The 20,362-nt window shown below is 51.7% G+C and carries 12 protein-coding genes and 1 tRNA gene; 6 read left to right on the top strand and 7 right to left on the bottom strand.

Annotated elements, in window-relative coordinates; all coding sequences use genetic code 11:
• Positions 1-84: 84 nt before the first annotated feature.
• Positions 85-879, top strand: coding sequence for an XrtB/PEP-CTERM-associated transcriptional regulator EpsA (epsA, locus tag BLP45_RS08975; protein ID WP_090371854.1), 795 nt, complete (start codon positions 85-87; stop codon positions 877-879).
• 77 nt (positions 880-956) lie between these two features.
• Here epsA and BLP45_RS08970 read toward each other — a convergent pair whose 3' ends face one another.
• Positions 957-1,574, bottom strand: coding sequence for a PEP-CTERM sorting domain-containing protein (locus BLP45_RS08970; RefSeq protein WP_090371852.1), 618 nt, complete (start codon positions 1,572-1,574; stop codon positions 957-959).
• A 1,255-nt stretch (positions 1,575-2,829) separates the two neighbouring features.
• Here BLP45_RS08970 and treZ point away from each other — a divergent pair.
• Both treZ and BLP45_RS08955 read left to right on the top strand, forming a co-directional pair.
• Positions 2,830-4,707 carry a malto-oligosyltrehalose trehalohydrolase gene (gene treZ, locus BLP45_RS08960; RefSeq protein ID WP_090371849.1) on the top strand — a complete coding sequence of 626 codons (1,878 nt, stop codon included), beginning with the start codon at positions 2,830-2,832 and terminating at the stop codon, positions 4,705-4,707.
• A complete protein-coding gene (locus tag BLP45_RS08955; RefSeq protein ID WP_090371848.1) occupies positions 4,704-6,812 on the top strand; it encodes an amylo-alpha-1,6-glucosidase in 2,109 nt (702 codons plus the stop codon). Before treZ ends, BLP45_RS08955 begins: the two co-directional genes overlap by 4 nt.
• Before the next feature lie 527 nt (positions 6,813-7,339).
• Here BLP45_RS08955 and BLP45_RS08950 read toward each other — a convergent pair.
• The 3 genes from BLP45_RS08950 to BLP45_RS08940 form a co-directional block, all read right to left on the bottom strand.
• Positions 7,340-9,586: a TonB-dependent receptor gene (locus tag BLP45_RS08950; RefSeq protein WP_256327762.1), complete on the bottom strand. Its 2,247-nt coding sequence runs from the start codon at positions 9,584-9,586 to the stop codon at positions 7,340-7,342.
• 224 nt (positions 9,587-9,810) lie between these two features.
• A complete protein-coding gene (locus BLP45_RS08945) occupies positions 9,811-11,142 on the bottom strand; it encodes a PepSY-associated TM helix domain-containing protein (RefSeq protein ID WP_256327761.1) in 1,332 nt (443 codons plus the stop codon).
• A gap of 803 nt (positions 11,143-11,945) precedes the next feature.
• A tRNA-Phe gene (locus BLP45_RS08940) sits at positions 11,946-12,021 on the bottom strand.
• Positions 12,022-12,390: 369 nt separating this feature from the next.
• Between BLP45_RS08940 and BLP45_RS08935 the strand changes: the two genes are divergently transcribed.
• Genes BLP45_RS08935 through lspA form a run of 3 tightly spaced genes read left to right on the top strand, consistent with a single transcriptional unit; the run spans position 12,391 to position 16,752 of the window.
• Positions 12,391-13,380, top strand: coding sequence for a bifunctional riboflavin kinase/FAD synthetase (locus BLP45_RS08935; protein ID WP_090372043.1), 990 nt, complete (start codon positions 12,391-12,393; stop codon positions 13,378-13,380).
• A gap of 15 nt (positions 13,381-13,395) precedes the next feature.
• Entirely contained in the window at positions 13,396-16,221 is a 2,826-nt protein-coding gene (ileS, locus tag BLP45_RS08930) for an isoleucine--tRNA ligase (RefSeq protein WP_090371846.1), read from the top strand.
• Between the two features lie 33 nt (positions 16,222-16,254).
• Positions 16,255-16,752: a signal peptidase II gene (gene lspA, locus BLP45_RS08925; protein WP_090371844.1), complete on the top strand. Its 498-nt coding sequence runs from the start codon at positions 16,255-16,257 to the stop codon at positions 16,750-16,752.
• Between the two features lie 110 nt (positions 16,753-16,862).
• Here the strand turns inward: lspA and BLP45_RS08920 are convergent, their stop codons facing one another.
• From BLP45_RS08920 to BLP45_RS08910, 3 genes are all read right to left on the bottom strand, one after another.
• Entirely contained in the window at positions 16,863-17,429 is a 567-nt protein-coding gene (locus BLP45_RS08920) for a cob(I)yrinic acid a,c-diamide adenosyltransferase (RefSeq protein ID WP_090372041.1), read from the bottom strand.
• Positions 17,430-17,485: 56 nt separating this feature from the next.
• Positions 17,486-19,024 (bottom strand): DEAD/DEAH box helicase, encoded by a 1,539-nt coding sequence (locus BLP45_RS08915; RefSeq protein WP_090371843.1) that lies wholly within the window; start codon positions 19,022-19,024, stop codon positions 17,486-17,488.
• Between the two features lie 206 nt (positions 19,025-19,230).
• Positions 19,231-20,016 (bottom strand): hypothetical protein, encoded by a 786-nt coding sequence (locus BLP45_RS08910; protein WP_090371841.1) that lies wholly within the window; start codon positions 20,014-20,016, stop codon positions 19,231-19,233.
• Between the last annotated feature and the right edge of the window lie 346 nt (positions 20,017-20,362).

The following is a 20,362-nucleotide window of genomic DNA, read 5'->3' as shown; positions in this document are numbered from 1 at the left end:
GCTGCTGTTTATAAGACAGTAGTAATTCTGGAATGAAAATTGCTACAGCCTGTGTTGGATATTGCCTGAATACAGACGTTAAGCATGACTGATAAAATGGATCAGCTCTCCACCTTACCTGCCGAACATCTCCACCGTTACTATCGCGTAATCACGGAAGGAATAGGGATACGCCGTCATAACGAACTGCTGGCGTGGTTGCAGGGAGAGATACAGCACTTTTTGCCGCACGAGATCCTGATTGCCGCGTGGGGCGATTTCACGGCAAACCTGATTTGTTACGACATTGTGTCACCACTAGCCGGAGTCAGAACCGAATTCTCCAACCCGCAGACGCTCTCGCCGCTATTGCAGGGACTGTTTAATCGCTGGATGGATCTTGGAAAATCACCCTATACGCTAGGGGTCGGTGAGTCCGGTTTCCTGCTGGAAGAGGGGGGCCTCCAGTGTCCTCTCGGCAAGGCATTGCAAAACATGCGGTCTTTGCTGGTACACGGACTTACCGATGAGCGGTCAAGCCATGACTGCCTCTACGTGATCTTCAGCTCGGAAAGAAAGCTGCATGAGTCGCTCGGCGCAATGCAAATTCTGCTGCCTTATCTGGACACGGCATTGTGCCGGGTTACACCCCTTACCCATCCCGCATCTAATGCGACTCCATTAACAAGCCCACCGGCGTGCTGGGACTTGAGCAAGCGTGAAATAGAAATCATGAATTGGGTCAAGATGGGCAAAACAAATCCCGAGATTGCCAGCATTTTAGATATCAGTGTCTTTACCGTGAAAAATCACTTGCAGCATATCTTCAAAACACTTGATGTTTCCAATCGCATGCAAGCCGCGTCAAAAGTCGCGCAGGGCCGTAAACAAGATCACTGAAACTCCGCGGGCGTTCCCCGTCCGACAATCCCGCCGCCAAGACGGGATTGTCGACTGCCGGATTAACGCGAATCGAGTTAAGCGTTTCCTTTGCTATTTCTGCGTCTTGCCACGGCCCCCATCAAACCGAGTCCTGCCAATAGCATGGCATAAGTTTCCGGTTCGGGAATGGTCGGAATCTGTGTCAGAGTAAAAGTGGCTGTATTCCCCGCACCTGGATCAAATGGGCTTAGATTAAAGGTTGCATTGGCCGTATCGCCATCCGCTAGATTTCCGGTAAAGTTGAGGTTGCGCGGACCACTCGACGGAGGTGAATCAAGCGTGAAGCCGGTAAGTGTCGAATTGTTAAAGTCGGTAAATACGACCCCTTGGCCTTGGGCTGGTTCTTGAATACTGTAGTGAAAGTCGATCCAAGGCTGGCCAGTGTTGTTGGTGACCGCCTCAGTCACGGTATAAGGGTTGCCTGGACCCCCGTCTATATGCTCAACCGTAAAAGTCAGGACAATCGGATTAACGCTATCAAAGGTTTTGGTAAGATCCAGGACATTGGGATCAGTGGTGTTAGCCAGCACGCTAAACGATCCCAAGCCTTCCCCGCTAGCCGTTATATCGGTAATAACGCCGGCGGCGGATGCAGTAGTAATCGATCCTCCGAACGCTAAAGCAACGATGAGTGATTTTAATCGCATGTTCATTTGTTTCCTCCATGGGTTAAATGTACATCTCGAAATTAATCGGTATGTCGAGCAATGCTTCCTTTGGCGCACACTGAAATGCTCTCTAAAACCGATTGATTCATCATCCCCCAGAAAAAACAAATTTGTAATAGTCCTATGGCTTATAGCACCATTGCACTATCCGTCACCGCTTCGCAATAAACCGTTTAACCGCTGATACACTCCTGCAGATCAATGCTTGATTGGCATCTCAACTCTATAATTTAAGCAATATATTCGTCTATCCATGTGGCGCCGCTGTGCCTGTTAGGGAAGCAGTTTCTCTATGGCCTGGAGGATGGGTTGAGAAACATAGATTATCCTACTGCCGGCCTCGATCGGCCCGTTAGGGACGTTTGTGCATTCAGATGCGGTAACCTTGGCAAGGAGGGAACTATCTAAGGAAAGAATCCGCAGGACGCGGGCTTTTCGGGGAGTTTCTTGAGATAGGACGGAAAGTTGGTTTATCCAGCCAAGGCTTTATACGAGCAGTATTACAGGTCCTGGCTCATCTATGCCGCTTTATATCCTGACTGACGAAGAGATAGGCGAAATCAGGGATTGCGAGCGCAAGGTCTTGAGGGAAGCATCTCTGTTTCTATATAAAAAGCTACGGCGCTTAGGTCATGAACAAATAAACTCTGGCCGAGCAAAAGCATTCCCGAGTTGCGAATCTGCTGGAGAAACCTATCTAGGTGAGGACCTTCAGCCGCCCATCAGTTTTCATTTGTCAAATCACCGGCTCTACGGCATTGCGCGCTTGAGTTTCTTGCCTATGGCAGTGACATTCCGTTTGGGGCCGGCGATCCATACTTTGAATGCATCTTGATAGATGCGGTGACCCGGTAACCCCGATCCACGTACGCTTCTTTGGGTAGCATGGCTGTGAGTGCTGTGTCTGCGCCAACGACGTATGCGGAACAGGTCTTCATAAAGCACTCAATTCTTGCTTCTTCGGCATCGTCAAAGCACCAGAAACCAGGGATAAATATCCAAATTCCGGCAATTTCCTCAGCTGTTGTATACCCCTAAATGCTAATATCTATGCGGGTTTGCCGGTATTGGTTTAACAGGTATTTCAGGGACGACTACTTAGTTTCAAGCCGTAAAATCAAGGCTGGAAATTTATCAATGCGCACAGCCGGCCTGGATTAAGGGAACCAATAAAAATCAAGATCATGGGGTTATTTTAATTTCACAAACTGAATTCAATGTTCCCTAATAGGCAATTACAATGATTGGAACAAACTTAATTGGTGGAAATGTTCATTTTCGTGTCTGGGCGCCGGAGAGACATGCGGTAACTCTGGTGTTGGAAAACGGCAAAGGCATTAAAACTTCTTCCTATGCCTTGAAAAAAGACGAAGATGGTTTCTTCTCCGGTATTGTCCCAGCCTCCAAAGCCGGCAGCCTTTACCGATACCAATTAGATAATGACGGCAATTTGTATCCCGATCCTGCATCTTATTTCCAGCCGCAAGGGCCTTTTGGTCCATCGCAGATAATCGACCATAAATCTTTCCCATGGACTGATCAGAACTGGACAGGCATACCTGAAGATGAGCATGTCATTTATGAGCTTCACATTGGAACTTTTGTCGAAGATGGTACCTGGCTTGCCGCAGCTGAAGAACTATGGGAATTAAAGGATCTTGGCATAACGACGATCGAAGTGATGCCGATTGCCGATTTTGCCGGGCGCTTCGGCTGGGGATATGATGGCGTCAATCTATTCGCGCCTTGTCATCTTTATGGGACGCCAGACGATTTAAAATCTTTTATCAATAAGGCGCATGAAGCAGGGCTGGCCGTAATACTGGACGTGGTTTGCAACCATCTCGGCCCCAGCGGAAATTTTCTGCACCTATTCTCCGAAAATTATTTTTCCAAAGGTTATAAAACCGACTGGGGTGCTGGTATTAATTTCGACGGTGAACATTCGGGGCCGGTGCGGGAATATTTTATCCAGAACATCCTGTACTGGATCGAAAAGTTTCACTTTGACGGTCTGCGCTTCGACGCCACCCAGAACATCAAAGATTCATCAGAAAAATATATCATTCAAGAAATGATTGAGCAGGCCAAATCGCGTAATCCGAACCGGAATCTGTATTTCGTGGCGGAAAATGAGCCGCAGAATTCCATTTTTTTTGAACCCGGCGGCTATGGCGTTACATCAGTGTGGAATGACGATTTCCACCATACCGCTGTTGTTACATTAACCGGGAGGAGCGAGGCCTACTATACGGACTACAAGGGATCCCCGCAGGAATTTATTTCAGCCGCCAAATATGGATTTCTTTACCAAGGCCAAAGATATGAATGGCAGGAGCAAAGACGCGGAACCCCGGCATTTGATATAGCTCGCTTCCGCTTCGTTCACTTCATTGAAAACCATGATCAGGTGGCAAATTCAGGGCGCGGCTACCGCATTAATAACGTAACCGGCCCAGCACATTACCGCGCAATGTCCGCCCTTCTTTTGTTGCTGCCGCAAACACCGATGTTGTTCCAAGGGCAGGAATTCGGTTCCTCAAAGCCTTTCTTTTATTTTGCGGATCATGATAGTGAACTGGCGCAAACAGTTGCAAAAGGGCGCGCTGAATTTTTGCAGCAGTTTCCCAGCCTGAGAACCGAGGAAATGCTTGCCCGGCTGCCCGATCCTGGTGATCCACAAACCTTCATAAATTCAAAACTGGATTTAAAAGAACGCCATCAATACCATGAAATTTATCAACTTTATAAAGATTTGCTCGCTCTACGCCGTGAAGACCATTTAGTTATCCATCCAGAACGAATAGACGGCGCGGTGCTGGGACCGGAATGTTTTGTCCTACGTTATTTTGGCAAAGATGAAGACCGGTTGCTTTTGGTTAATTTCGGACGTGACCTAAGCCTGCGCCCCGCGCCAGAACCTTTACTTGGACCAATGGCAGGTAAATTATGGACGATTGCCTGGTCCAGCGAGCATCCTAAATATGGCGGCACAGGAGCCGCCTGTCCGGACAGTACGCGAAACTGGTATATACCGGGTCATGCAGCCATATGGATGAGACCTACCGATTCTAGTGAAGTCAAACCTGACATTAAAAAATCGGAAGAGACCAAATGAATGAAGTCCCTCAATGCGTTTTCAAGCTTTCCAATGTAGATGAGAAAACCAGTATCACCGACCTTCTTTTAAGTCGGGAATGGCTGGTTACCAATGGGCTTAGCGGCTATGCGTCCGGCACGATAGGGAACGTCAATACCTGGCGCTATCATGGAATCCTGGTTTCGGCGGAAGCTGAGCCTCTTGGACGCATTATGATCGTCAAGAATCTGTCCGAACAACTCCGGTTTTCGTCTGGCAAGATTATTTCAATTACCGGTGAGGAAACGGAACCGGGAACCATCGATGTTCCGGGAGAAGGGCAGCTGCACGAATTTCGTCTGGAATATGGAATTCCCATTTGGCATTACAAGGTCGAAGACGTCGAAATCGAACGGACTATCTTCATGCTTCACCGGCAGAACACTGTTTATGTTAACTATAGGATTTTATCCGCTCCTAAGGCAGTGCAGCTTGAGTTAAGGCCTTTTGTTTCGTTCAGGCCTCCACAGGAATCGGATTACAATCCGCAAGCCTTGCCTTTTGCCTTACATATGCAGAATGACCGGTATGAAGTCTCGGCCGGTGAAAACCTTCCCCGGCTGCGCATGTCATTGCGATATGAGCGGGCTTATTTTGTGACCGAAGGCGGCATGAACCGTGATACTTTTTTTAGAAAGGATGCCGAGCGCGGTTATGAAGCGCGGCATGTATCATGGACGCCCGGGTTTTTCCAAATGCCGATAACGCCAGGCCAGGAAATTACGCTTATATTATCGACTGAGAGCTGGGCCAACATCGAGGCAATGAGTCCTTCCGAAGCCCTGGCTTTTGAGCGCCAGCGCAGATCCGGCCTGATCGAGCACGCCGAATCCTCGGTGCAGAGCGGCATAGTCGCGGAACTCGTACTGGCGGCGGACCAGTTTCTTTTCGAACCAAGAGGACGCTTGCGAGACAAAGTACAGGCGCACGCCATGGACGATAAGGTACGGGCAGTGATTGCCGGTTATCACTGGTTTACGGATTGGGGCCGTGACACCATGATCGCCCTTGAAGGGCTGACCTTGACAACGGGACGCTATTCTGATGCGCGGGGAATCTTGCGCACCTTCAACCGTTACGTCCGCAATGGCCTTATACCAAACTTTATACCTGAAGGGGCGGATGAGGGCGTTTACCATACAGCCGACGCGACCTTGTGGTACTTCCATGCGCTGGACCGTTATCTTGCCTATACGGATGACCGTATAACCCTGCGGTTTTTGCTACCATCGCTTATTAGCATTATCGAACATCATATTCAAGGTACCTGGTTCGGTATCCACGTCGATGCCAGCGATGGCCTCATCATTCAGGGGGAAGAAGGTTATCAACTTACCTGGATGGACGCTAAGGTTGATGATTGGGTGGTAACACCTCGACGTGGGAAAGCAGTTGAAATCAATGGCCTTTTTTACAATGCTCTTTGTCTTCTTGCCGAGTGGCTGGAGGCGGAAAGAGAGACCAGCACGGCGAGAAAATATAAAGAGCATGCCGAGAAGTTGCGCAAATCATTCAACGAACGGTTCTGGTTTGGAGGCGGCAATTATCTTTATGATGTCATAGATGGCGAAAACGGTGATGACAGCGCTTGCCGTCCAAATCAGCTCATTTCCTTTTCCCTTAAATATCCCGTTCTTGATAAAAAATACTGGCAGCCAGTTATAGAGATTGTGCAGCAAATGCTTTTAACTCCCGTAGGCTTGCGATCCTTATCCCCGGATCATCCCGACTATAAACCCAAATATTTCGGCGATTTGCGCGCGAGGGACGCAGCGTACCATCAAGGTACCGTTTGGCCATGGCTGATCGGACCTTTTATCGATGCTTACCTCGCCCTAAATCCGGATAGCAAGGAAACCGCACGAAAATTCCTGGAAGGATTTATTCCTCATCTCAATGAAGCTTGCATAGGCTCGATAAGCGAAATTTGCGATGCAAGAGAGCCGTTTATGCCAAGGGGTTGTATTTCCCAGGCATGGAGCGTGGCTGAGGTATTGCGCTGCTGGGCCAAAACCAGTTATCCAAGCAATAACGAAAAGGGACGCTCTAAACCGGAACGATATGATGCTGGTATCAGCAGCTGAAATATACGTAAAATAGTAAGTTGATTGCAATGGACGGGAATGAATGGGGTAAAACAAAAACCTGCTAGTCGTTATGATTCTAGCGGGCTTTGTGAGATTTTTTAGACGAGATAAAGCAATGAATTGGTGGCAAGGGCTCAGTCAGACAATCATCGAGATACGTTTTGGGGCCAACGCAGCGATTAATCTTTACAATCTTGGTCGGAAAGTCATTTTCATGGCACGTTGAAAAATCAGTGCTCAGGAGACTATTTTTATGGTCAGGACGAAAAATTAGAGCATGCAACTCATCGGTGGAGTCTGGATACCGCGCAGTTCTAAGAAGAATGCTTAGCACAAGCAAGATCCTCTCAGAAAGTGATAAAACTGTAGTTCGCTTAAGGCTTTCTTTCAAAAATTATGATAGACGATGTCCGCTATGCTTTGGTTGAGAATGGGCGGTAGCCCGATGGGAATCGCGCCACGTATGTGCTCGGCTTCATTCTCTGATAGGTGATTGTCGTGCATGCATGTACCTATTCAAAACTTCAAAAGTCGACCGTGGCCGATACTAGTACGGTACGCGGAAGGCCTAGCGATAAAGTGCCGAAAGAGGCCACGCCTGACCAGTGGTTGGTATCGAATGCATTAAGTAGATTGGCCCGGACGGTGGTCGATTTTCCAGCCACCTTGGTACTGTAGCGCGCGCCAAAGTCAAATGTCGTCCAGGAAGGCACGCTTTGCGTATTCGCCTGGTCGATATATCGTTTGCCGGTATGGATAAGATGTCCGGTCAGGGTGAATCCGGGCAGCCACCGCACATCCCATTCGGTGCTCAGATTGGCTTGCAATGTCGGCACACCGACCGGCTTGTTGCCCACCGTGGCCGCGCTGCTGGTCTTCGTCAATTCGGCATCGAACAGCGTCGCGCCGCCCAGCAGCCGAAGACCTGATAGGGGTTCGCCGAATAGGGAGAGTTCCAGGCCGCGGTTGCGCTGCTCACTATCCACGGCAAAGATATTACCCGTGAGCTGGCCGCTAGGCCTTTTGATCTCGAAGAGACTAAGTGTAGTGATCAGGCGGCCATGATCAATCTTGACGCCGACTTCGACTTGTTCGGTTTTGTAGGGTGCGAAGATCTGGCCGGCATTGGCCGCGATCTGTGGCGCAATGTCGCCCTTGCTTAGCCCTTCCATGCGGTTGGCGTAGACCGAGACGTTTTTCCAGGGCCTGACGACCAGACCGGCCAGCGGGGTGACGGCGCCCTTGTCATAGGAAGAAGTGACGGCACCCGTTGGACCGAAGTTGTCCGAGCTGATCTGCTGCAAGCGCACGCCGAGCGTAAGCAGCACGCGTTCGTCGGCGATAGACAGGACATCGGTTAATGCGCCTCCGTAGAATTCTGTCTCCGAGGCTTTCAACAGGCCAGGCTTGGCCAAGTCTTGAGCGGGGCGATCGATTGGGGAATACATGTTCGACAACACTGCCGTACCAGTAGTGGAACCTCGATCCAGACGATCCCGATAACCGCTGCCCTGAAGTGTCATGGTGTGGCGAATGGGGCCGGTATTGAAGCGGGCACGCAACCCACCGTCTGCGCTGGAACGATTGACGCCGAACCTGAAGTGCATCGGCGTTGAATTGGTATCGCCGGCGGCATTCTGGATCGTAGGCGTCTGATCCGAGAGCCGATCCACCCACGATTGGGAGCCGCCGACACTGCCGAACAGTGTCAGCGAGTTCGAGATGTCGTATTCCGCCTTGGCCAGGAGCGACACGTCCTCGATCGTCGACCGGCCCCAAGGCTGGGTTACGTTACGCCTGCCATCGGGTGCGGAGGGCACGTCGAGGCCCGGGGCAACCAGGAACGGGCGCGATGGAGCCTTGAACCGCTCATACTGCCCAAGGGCGTCAAACGTCGCCCGAAACCTTTCGCCCTGATAGTCGAGCGCCACGGCACCGACATCTGCCTGGCGGAACTGGTTGTCCAGCATCGTATTACCCTGATGATGGCTGCCGTTGAGCCGAATGCCGAACTGGCGATCCGCACCAAACCGTCTGCTGACATCGAGGTGGCCGCCTCCTTGCGCGTTCGACAGGTAGTTGCCCGTGAGCCGGGTCAGGTCGGTTGGAGACGCGCGCTTTGGAACGATATTGATGACGCCGCCTACCCCGCTGTTCGGGGACATGCCGTACAGCAGGGCGGCAGGTCCCTTGATCACCTCGACGCGCTCGGCGTAATCGGTAAATACCCGGTAGTTGGGCGCTACTCCGTACTGTCCGTCGAAGGCGAGTTCTCCCACATTGCCTTCGCCAATCGGAAAGCCACGAATATAGAAAGAATCGACGACACCGCCCCTCTGGCCCGTAGAGCGGACTGAAGAATCTCTGGACAAGACGTCGGCCGCCGTGATTGCGTGCTGGTCCCGTACCATCTGGGACGTATAGCTGCTGATGCTGAAAGGCGCCTTCATGAGATCCGTATTGCCGAGCAATCCGAGCCGTCCACCGCGCGCAACGTGTCCGCCGGCATAGGGTTGCGGAAGCGCATCAGGGCGTTCCGCACTGACTTTCACCTCAGGGAGTGTCGTCACGTTTTCGGCGGCCTCTTGTTTTTCCTGTGGTTTTTCCTTTGGTTTTGCCTGTGCCGGAGTTTGGGCATGAACATGATCGATAAATCCGGCGGTCAATAGGCCGGCGAAGGCTGCCATGCATATGGTAAAAGCCAGCGGCTTGAAGCGTATTGGTACAGGGGCCCGCAAAGAGCGGAGAGCAGAAGTAATCTTGAACAGCACAATGTCTCCCTTTTTCTGTTTTCTCTGAAAGAGAACTGGCTGGCAATGGCTGGCTGATGCGAGCGTTATTGTAAATCATAATCATTCTCATGAAAAGGCAGACAACGGGTAACGAAACTGCACCTTCTCCATAGAGTCCGGATGAATGGCAGATTCACCCGGGATCGTGCAGGTAGGCCAAGTTCCGCCGTGTAATCTCCTGAATCCATTATTCTCGCTCCAAGTTACTTCTCCTTGCGTAACGGACTAGTATTTCTCGTCCAATTTTTGGAAGTGTTTTTATACGCTCTCGCCTTGCGCCGATTTCTCCACATGACATAGCCTGTGACAAACAGGAGGAGCGGTAAGAAACCAACGATCACCTGAAAGATACGGGTGGGCAATCCGCCTAAAGTACCTATATGGAGGGGGTAAAAAGTATTGTAGATGCGCGTGCCCACAGGGGCAGACGAGGCGTCTTCGACTAGTAACACTTCACCCGTATACTGATCGAAATAGATAAAACTTTTTCCATTTGGATTGAATTCCCCGGGCATCTTTTTCCGGATCACAAGCGATGCCTCCGATGTCTGAGGGAAAGTGATCCAAGTGGTGGGACCAGATAGAATGCGATCTGCCCTATGCCGCAAGTCATCGATTGAAGGCATTGCTCCGGTTTCTCCAGGAGAACTGGAGGGAGGAGGTGGAGGTCTTGGCGCACTGGCTGTCAAAAAATTTGTAATTTCGGCTACGGTTTTATTGAACACCAGCGAGACACCAGTGAGTGCAACGATTAGAAGAAAAAGTACGGAATAGATTCCAAATGCGCGGTGCATATCAAAAACAAGCTTTTTCCGAGGACCCCGCCAATCGATTTTAAGGCCTCGGGAAATCTTGCCATTAGGTGGCCACCACAGGAAGGGACCTGTGATGCTCATGCAGATCAGAAGTAATGCAGTGACGCCAAGGACAGTTTTTCCGTACTCACCCATCAGAAGTTCGGTATGGACAAGGGCAACCCATCCTATAAAAGTATCTTCCTGTCTATGCGCGCCGAGGACTTCGCCACTGTAAGGATCCGCATACACGAACAAATCATGAGCGCTATTCATCTTGAGCAAATAGGTTTCCTGCGGCATACGCGGCATCCGGATAAAAACTATCTTGTCTTCTGGATACGACCGCTTGACGGCATTCAATACTGTCTGCACAGGAACCCGCTCACCGCGTACCGCCGTTTCCAGCAATTCCGGGTGCATGAGTTTCTCGATCTCTTCCCGAAAAACGACCATGCTTCCGGTTAGCCCGATCAGAACCAGAAACAGGCCGACAGCGAGACCAATATAAAGGTGAATATTGAAAACAATTCTACGTGTTCTCATGAAGGGAAACTTTGAATAGCCCGTACGCTTTATGGCCATATGCCCGGAAATATGGTGCTTAGTATCACCCATATAAGCTGTAGCAACCTGCATTTGAAATCGTGCCGGCTGGCATTTAATACGATTTTGAACCAGGAATAACTGTAAATCAAAACCTGGGCATGTGCCGGTGCAAAAAACGTCGGTTTTGGGCAAGAACGATCTGGGGCACTGGTAAGTTGAGGAGAATGGATTCTATGAAAGCGCTTCTTTTTCGAATAACCCAAGCGTCTCGACGCTGAAATCCGGGTTCAAGAAAATAAATTGTCGTTTCAATGATTCGCATCGTTTAAATCGTCCAGTCTGAGGCATATAGAACCGCTTCAGCTGCATCCAGCAATTACTTTGTCATCATTCCCAAAGTTTTCTTCATCTTCTTGATCAAACTCCACTGTAAGGGTGATTGACATTGGCAGTCCTATAGGATGAGTATTAGTGAAGGCCTTATTCTACTCGTGGTACCCATAAACATAACGCTTGGGCTAATATGGTTTGCAAAACTACTCTCTTTCGCCACGGAACAACGCGCGATCTCTCTTCTGATGGTATGGCTCACTCCCGCTTAATTATTCTCGAAAACGTCGTTTATCGGAGATGCGTAACGGGAAGGAAAAATACCCATTTTTGGCGTGTTTATGCCTCCCAAAACTCCTTGAAATATCCCGATAAGTCAGGATACCGATGAGTTTCAGGAGAAAACTACTTTGTAGAGGGAGCGGAATGAAAATTGGCTATGCGGAGCGTCGAACGATATATATTCCGAATGCAAAGGGCGGCTCGCGTTAGCAACCCATTCCGGGACAACTAGTGAAATTTCTGGAAGGATGTATGGCGTTCTGCCGCGTAGTTTCAGCTACTACCGGACTGGACCCCGATGAAGTCATGTTTCACACACTTCGTCACACCGCCATCACACACACCGTTCACGGAGTTGCCTACGGGTGGTGAGGATTTGATTATGGTGGCCAAGGGCGGAATCGAACCACCGACACAAGGATTTTCAGTCCTCTGCTCTACCGACTGAGCTACTTGGCCATCTGAAACAGATTCACGTACTTTTTCGGTATATAAGGATTTTAGGTTTAGGGCGGGCCGGTCTGCGCCGACTCCGCCAAGCGATCAATCCTGTTTTTTGCCGTGCGCAATTCTAGCACAGCGCAAAACCCATGGGAACACGCGACAGTTCGCGCTGTAGGGTTGGAAGGGAACAGAACATGGATTGCACGGCGAGTGAGATTGAGGCGTCATATCGACCACATTTATTGCCTTGACTAAATATTACAGACGGTGTGTTTTTACCCTGTGCATCCTGTTGAAACCGTACGGGCATGTAACTTAAAACAGTACAGTCTAGACCCTTTCGCCCGAAACAAGCTACAATTCAGCATTTTAGCAGTTATGCGCATGCGTGTTTCTCGCGGCATCCCCGTTCAACCCGAAGCTCCCGTTGCGCTCACCATAGGCAATTTCGACGGAGTGCATCTGGGTCATCAGGCGATGCTCGCCCGGCTAAAGGAAGCTGCCGCCCGGCTCGGCCTTAGTACTTGCGTCATGATTTTCGAGCCGCATCCACGCGAGTTTTTCGCGCCGGATCAGGCGCCGACGCGGCTTACCAGCTTGCGGGAAAAACTGGAGCTACTGGCGGCGGCAGGCGTGGAACGCGTGCAAATATGCCGTTTCAATTTCGATTTCGCCAGAATCAGCGCGGAAGATTTCATTGTCCGCGTTCTGCAGCATGGGCTTGCCGTCAGGTGGCTGCTGGTGGGCGATGATTTCCGTTTTGGCGCGCGCCGCGCTGGCGATTTTTCCATGCTAAAGAAATATTCCGCAGGGCATGGTTTCGAAGTGGAGGAAATGCCGGGCTACATCGTGAACGGGTTGCGAGTTTCGAGTACGGCGGTTCGGGAAGCCTTGGCCAGGGCCGATCTTGGCCTTGTCAAGTGCTTGCTGGGGCGCTCCTATAGTATCAGCGGGCGGGTAGTGAATGGTGACAAGCTCGGGAAGAAGATCGGCTTTCCAACCGCCAATATTCAGTTGAAACACAATCGGCCTCCGCTGTCGGGAATCTTCGCGGTGGAAGCGCATGGTATTGCAAAGTTGTCCTCGCCCAGCTCGGCGCGGGGCGTAGCCAGCCTGGGAGTGCGCCCGACCATACATGAGAATGGGAAACCTGTTCTGGAAGTGCACTTATTTGATTTTGATCGCGAAATCTACGGCTGCCACTTGCGCGTGTTTTTTTTGCATAAGCTCCGGAACGAAGAAAAATATCCTGACTTGGAAACGCTCACCAGGCAAATTGGGCGAGACGTAGAGAATGCAAAGAATTTTTTTTCCTCGCACTCCTCCGCATTTTCTGCCGATATTGGAAAAAACCGTCTGCCCAGATCGATCTGATGTTACTTATATTCCATGACCGATTATAAAAAAACGCTCAACCTGCCCGATACGCCTTTTCCCATGCGCGGCGATCTCGCCAAGCGCGAGCCTCTCATGCTCAAAGCCTGGCAGGAAAAAAATCTTTACCGGGCTATCCGTGAGGCTTGCAAAGGTCGTCCTAAATTTGTACTGCATGACGGCCCGCCGTATGCCAACGGCGATATCCACATCGGCCATGCAGTCAATAAAATCCTAAAGGATATTATCATCAAGGCCAAAACGCTGGCAGGTTTTGACGCCCCTTATGTACCGGGCTGGGATTGCCACGGCCTGCCGATCGAACATCAGATCGAAAAAAAATACGGCAAGAATCTGGCGGCGGATAAAGTGCGCGAGCTGTGCCGCGCTTTTGCGCAGCAACAGGTGGTACGGCAAAAAGCCGATTTCATTCGTCTCGGCGTACTAGGCGATTGGGATAATCCCTATCTCACCATGAATTATCGGACCGAGGCGGGTATCATTCGCGCGCTCGGAAAGGTGCACCAAAGCGGCTATCTTTACCAGGGACAGAAACCGGTCAACTGGTGTATCGATTGTGGCTCCGCGCTGGCGGAAGCGGAAGTCGAATATGAAGACAAGACTTCATCCGCGATTGATGTCGGCTTCGAGGTAAACCGTCCCCGCTCCCAAGGCGAGAGTAATCCAGTCCATCATCCGCTAGCGAAGCCTTTTGGTATAACCATGCCGAAAGACGTCAAGGCGTATGCGGTAATATGGACCACCACGCCGTGGACGCTACCTGCTAATCAGGCGGTATCCGTACATCCCGGTTTTGATTACGCGCTGGTGGAGACGTCTCGCGGATTGCTCATACTGGCTGACGAGCTCAAGCAAGCGTGTCTTGAGCGTTATGGATTACATGGTGAAACCCTTGCCATGTGTAAAGGTTCGGCATTGGAGGGAATCCGGTTGGATCACCCCTTCAATGGACAGCAGGTTCCTGTTATCTGCGGAGAGCATGTGACCCTGGAGGCTGGGACAGGCCTGGTGCACACCGCACCAGCGCACGGGCTGGACGACTATTTCATCGGTCAGAAATACGGCCTTCCCAATGACAGCCCGGTAGATGACGACGGCAAGTTCATCGCGGCTGCGCCCGTTGTCGGCGGCTTGTTTGTATGGAAAGCCAACGATGTGGTGATCGACACGCTGCGGCGTAGCGAGCACCTGCTGCATATGGAAAAGATTCAACATAGCTACCCGCACTGCTGGCGGCATAGAACCCCGATCATTTTCCGGTCCACGCCGCAGTGGTTCATCGGTATGAGCAAGGGCAATTGGACAGCGGGTTCTCAGCAGGGGAAAACACTTCGTGAATCCGCCGCGGATGCCGTTGATACCACTCTTTTCTACCCGGTATGGGGTAAGGCCCGCCTCGAAGCAATGATCAGGAACCGGCCCGACTGGTGCGTCTCGCGCCAACGAGACTGGGGAGTGCCGATGGCATTCTTTGTGCATAAGGAGACAGGCGCCTTGCATCCCCGTACGGATGAGTTGCTGGAACAGGTGGCACGGCGCGTGGAACAGCAGGGAATCGAAGCATGGTTTAACCTGGATGCCGGGGAGCTGCTGAATGAAGAAGCGAAAGACTACAGGAAGCTTCCGGATACCCTGGATGTTTGGTTCGATTCCGGAACCACTCATGATACGGTTCTAAAATTCGACGCTCGGCTCAAGTATCCAGCGGACCTTTATCTGGAGGGCTCCGACCAGCACCGCGGATGGTTCCAGTCCTCGCTCCTCACCGGTTGCGCCATTAACGGCCGTGCACCTTATGGCGCCTTGCTCACCCACGGTTTCGTGGTGGATGGTCATGGTCACAAGATGAGTAAGTCCAAGGGGAATGTGATTGCACCACAAAAGGTGATGGATACGTCGGGAGCGGATATTTTGCGGCTATGGGTGGCTTCCACCGATTATTCCGGCGAACTTTCCATTTCGGACGAAATCCTGAAACGCGTGGTGGAGAGCTACCGACGCATACGAAATACGCTGCGTTTTCTTCTCGCCAACCTGGCCGACTTCGATCCCGCCGCGGATATGGTGGCAGTAGATCAATGGCTGGAAATCGACCGCTACATGGTGGCGTTCATAAGAATACTCCAGGATGATCTTACGCAAAATTACGAACGCTATGATTTTCACCTGATTGTGCACAAGCTGCATAATTTTTGTTCCGAAGATCTGGGCGGATTCTATCTGGATGTTCTCAAGGACCGGCTTTATACCGCCGCCGCCAAAGGTCTCCCCCGACGCTCGGCACAAAGCGCGCTGCATCACGTCGCGCATAGCCTGGTCCGCTTGTTTGCTCCAATACTCAGTTTCACCGCGGAAGAAGTATGGGAGCATCTGGCGGGCGATACCGGTGATAGCGTTTTGTTGCACACCTGGCATAAATTTCCACCACAGCTGGACGAAGAAATATTGGTAAGGCGCTGGACCAGACTTCGCGAACTGCGCTCGCAGGTGCAAAGGCGTCTGGAAGATTCCCGCGCCCTTGGGCAAATCGGTTCTTCGCTTGCTGCCGCAGTGGAGATTCGCGCCAGCGGAGAAGATTTCCTGCTGCTCGATTCATTGGGTAACGAACTTCGGTTGATACTCGTCACCTCCGAAGCACGCGTGGCGCGACCAGAGAACTCCGGGGAAGAAAAGATTTCTGTAACGCCATGCGCGCATCCCAAATGCGAGCGCTGCTGGCATTATCGCCAGGATGTTGGAATCAATCCCGGTCATCCGACGATATGTGGTCGATGCATCTCCAATCTTTTTGGCTCCGGCGAGCCCCGGCGGTATGCCTGAGATGGCGGTGTGCGCGGCGGAGGATTGGATACGATGAAGCTTCCAGTCAGCCTGGGCTTGGCATTGTTCGTGCTGGTGCTGGATTTTATTACCAAGCGCTGGGTCGAGTCCGCGCTGTTTCACGGGCAGCAGATTGCATTGACAAGTTTTTTCAATTTGGTGCTGGCATATAATGCGGGCGCTGCATTCAGCTTCTTGAGCGACGCTGCCGGTTGGCAACGCTGGTTTTTTAGTGCGATCGCGGCCGGAGCATCAATACTGATCGTTTATCTGCTACGCAAACACGCAGCCGAACGGCTGTTTTGTATTGCACTGGGGCTGATATTGGGCGGTGCGCTGGGCAATTTGTGGGATCGCATCACCTTGGGCCATGTCGTCGATTTTCTGGATTTCCATGCGGGCGGCTACCACTGGCCTGCTTTTAATGTGGCGGATTCCGCGATTTTCCTCGGAGCCATGTTACTGATACTCGATAGCTTCCGCCAAAAAGGATCTGACACAGAGAATCTGGCAAAAAGAAAGAATGGCTAGGCAGGATATTTGACGGAATATAAATTGGTTTCCGCTCTGTTGATCAATGCTGCTATCGCGCGCAATTCAGTAGTGTTAGGGTCTGTCCAGCGAAATTTGCTGGTTAGCTTCTAGGCGGAATCGAAATCACGGTTCTTTCCAGGCTGCCAGAGCACATCCTCCATACCTTGCTGACGATTCAGGATCCGGCACAGCACAAACAAGAGGTCGGACAGGCGGTTAAGATATTGGAGGTGAAACGGTATCATTGTTTCGGTTCGAGATAGTTTGACGACGCACCTTTCCGCGCGCCGGCATACTGCGCGCGCCACATGACAGAGTGCAGCGGCACGAGCGCCGCCGGGGAGTATGAATTCCCTGAGCGGGGTAAGCCTGGTGTTGTATTCATCGAGTTCTTTTTCCAAACGGCTGACTTGTGCTTCACTCATGCTGACGCGGCCGGGAATACTTAAGTCGCCACCCAGGTCAAACAAATCATGCTGGATATTTTCCAGTTTGAGGCGCACTCCGTCCTCTAGATTTTCTGCAAGCAGAACGCCGATACAACTATTGAGCTCGTCCACGGTACCAATAGCTTCAATACGCAGGCTTTCCTTGACGGATCGCGTGCCGTCGCCCAACCCCGTGGTGCCGTCATCGCCGGTGCGGGTATAGATTTTTGTAAGGCGTTTAGGCATATCTGACGCGGGGATGTGGCAGTGGATACTGCCAGCGTCTCCGCCCATCCATACTGCTACTCCTCCTGCTGGGGTTTTCTTGGCGAGCGCGGCATGAATAGCGCGGCGAGCGGCTTTTTTTGCTGCCCCGGCCGGGCGTGCCCATGGCTCCTCTCTATCGCAGATGAGGATGTTGCGGGATTGACGGAAGAGGCCGACTTGTTATTAGAGGACGGGGCCGAAGGCGTATACGGCTGACTGAACAAAGGGTCCTCCGGCGTTTTGCGCCCCCCTTGCGAGCGGCCATGCTCTCCACGTTGCCTCGGACGCTTGACCTGGGATTGGGAGGCCTGCGGCGTTTCATCGAACTGCGCCGCACGAGATTCGGAAGGTTTCTTCTGCTCAGGCTTGGCACGTTCGTCTCGGTTGCGCCTCCCACGACTACTTTCCTGGTCCGCGGTGCGATTCCGCATTTCCGGCTCGAACCCGGCGATTGTCCTGACATTCAACTTGAATTTCAGAAGCTTCTCGATACCTCCAAGCAATTCGTTCTCGTCTTCGCATACTAGAGAAATCGCATCCCCCTTGGTTCCGGCCCGGCCAGTGCGGCCAATCCGGTGGATATAATCTTCCGGCGTCGTAGGCAATTCGAAATTGACCACGTGCGGCAGGTCTTCGATGTCCAGTCCGCGCGCGGCCACGTCGGTTGCGACCAGTACGCGTACCACGCCCTGTTTGAATTCCGCCAGCGCCTGGGTGCGTTGGGGTTGGCTCTTGTCGCCGTGAATCGCTGTTGCGGTGATCCCGTCACGTTCCAACTGCTGAGCCAGTCGGCTGGCACCGTGCTTGGTACGGACAAATACCAGCACCTGTTGCAGGTCATGTGACTTGATCAGATGCGCCAGTAACTCGCGCTTGCGGTCACGCTCCACCGGATATACCACGTGGGTTACCAGCTCGGTGATGGAGTTGCGCCGCGCCACTTCAATCAACACCGGTTGTTTCAGCAACTTGTCCGCCAGTCTCTTGATTTCATCGGAAAACGTGGCGGAGAACATCAGACTTTGGCGGTGTTGCGGTATCAGCGCGAGAATGCGCTTTATATCAGGCATGAAGCCCATGTCCAGCATGCGGTCAGCTTCATCCAGTATCAGGATTTCGACTTTGGAAAGACTCATGGTTTTCTGCTCGATGTGATCCAGCAGGCGTCCCGGCGTCGCGACCAGGATCTCTACGCCAGCCCGCAATTCCTTGACCTGGGGGTCCATATTGATACCCCCGTAGACCACAGCACATTTTAACGGCAGATATTTGCCATAGGTTTTGACGCTCTCATAAACCTGGGCCGCGAGTTCCCGCGTGGGGACCAGAATTAGCGCACGAATGGGATGTCTGGCAGGAGAGACGCTGGTGTTTGCATGGGACTGCAAGCGGTGAAGCATGGGCAAGGTAAAACCGGCGGTCTTGCCGGTACCGGTTTGCGCACCCCCCATGATATCCTTGCCTTCAAGTATTGGCGGGATCGCCTGTGCCTGAATCGGGGTGGGTTCTGTATAGCCTTGATCTGCAATAGCATGCAGAATTTCAGCTGATAGATTGAGTTGGTCGAACGACATATCTGTGACTCCCAAACCGCCTACCAACGCCTGTTGGGACCGGTCTAGGCAGAACAATTAATAACGAGGATTGTGTAAACAAAAGGAATATGCGGCTGGTCGCGGCTGTGACCGGACAGTTATGCCAGACGACCATGAATCGGCATGATACAGGACATTAGGAAATGTTGCCAGAACAGCAGCTTGTGCCAACTTGGGAAATACACCTAGTCATTTCTCGCGCCCTGATGGATATTTTTTGATGGCTTCTCGGCTTTAAACCATTCGGTGCTTTTTTTCAAAGCCTTTAGCAATGGCGCAGCCCCGCCAATGGCTACCGCATCGACCAGGCAGTACCAGGCTGCAACGCCGCTGGGAGGATTTCCCTGAGACAAGCCAAGAACAGGTTCTATTGTTGCCCATTTCCAGGTTCCAGCCGCCGTACCGATCAGCTCCAGCCATGTGGTAATAAAGAAGGCGGCGAGATAAACCATCGGTGAACGCCCTTTAAACAGGTAAATGAGAAAAACACAAAACAGTAACGCACCCACCTGATCGCCCTGTTCAGGATAACCGCTGATCCCCCAGATTGACCACGCGCCGCAGACCACCACGACAAACGTAGCGATTTTTCTGGCATACTTCAAAAAGAAACCCGAACGCGCGAGCGCGACAGCCGTTAAATAAACCATTCCATGGCCGGGCGGCACATAGGCGGGTACGTTCCCAAAACGATAGGTATATCCCTGCATGTAGATGGATGCAAAATGCTCACCAAGCGTGGCAAAAGCAACCGCAATGATGACCTGCATCCGTACTTCTTTATTTTCGCCGAACAACAGACCGAGCAAGAATGTCCAGGCGATGAGTCCCATGAAATTTTGTTGCTCCAGGCTCCCGCTGGCGTCCATCACCAAACTGACGGCCACGCAAAAAAAAGTTAAGGCGGCTATAAAATAATCACGTATTCCGTGAGAATAGGTGGCATTAGCCTGGGGGAAATGGCGCAGCATTCTTTATATTTTCGCTTGTTAATCTAAAGACCTACGTCGTGTTTTCGTCCCGCGCGATGCAAGCCAGGCACGAAATCATCCGGTGGCGTGACGTGTGAAAGCAGGTGGCGTGGGTTCGTTTCCTCTGGAGAAGTAACCTGGCACGCAGCTACCGCTGTTCCCAGTCGTTTCAATTGGGAACAACGGCGTAAGGCGAGATGAAAACTCACTCTAGGTGAACGTGAGAACCGGGAGATGAGCCCGATTACTCATCCTCCTCCTCATCCTCGTCTTTCTCTTTCTTTTCGGCCTTGAGGACCATCTTGCCCTGGGTGCGGCTGGCATTGAGGTCTGTTTCGGGGGCTTC

Origin of the sequence: Nitrosospira sp. Nl5 (genome assembly GCF_900102495.1) — a bacterium.
GTDB lineage: Bacteria > Pseudomonadota > Gammaproteobacteria > Burkholderiales > Nitrosomonadaceae > Nitrosospira.
Note: the sequence above shows the minus strand (reverse complement) of the source record. Positions and strands in the feature narration are given on the sequence as shown.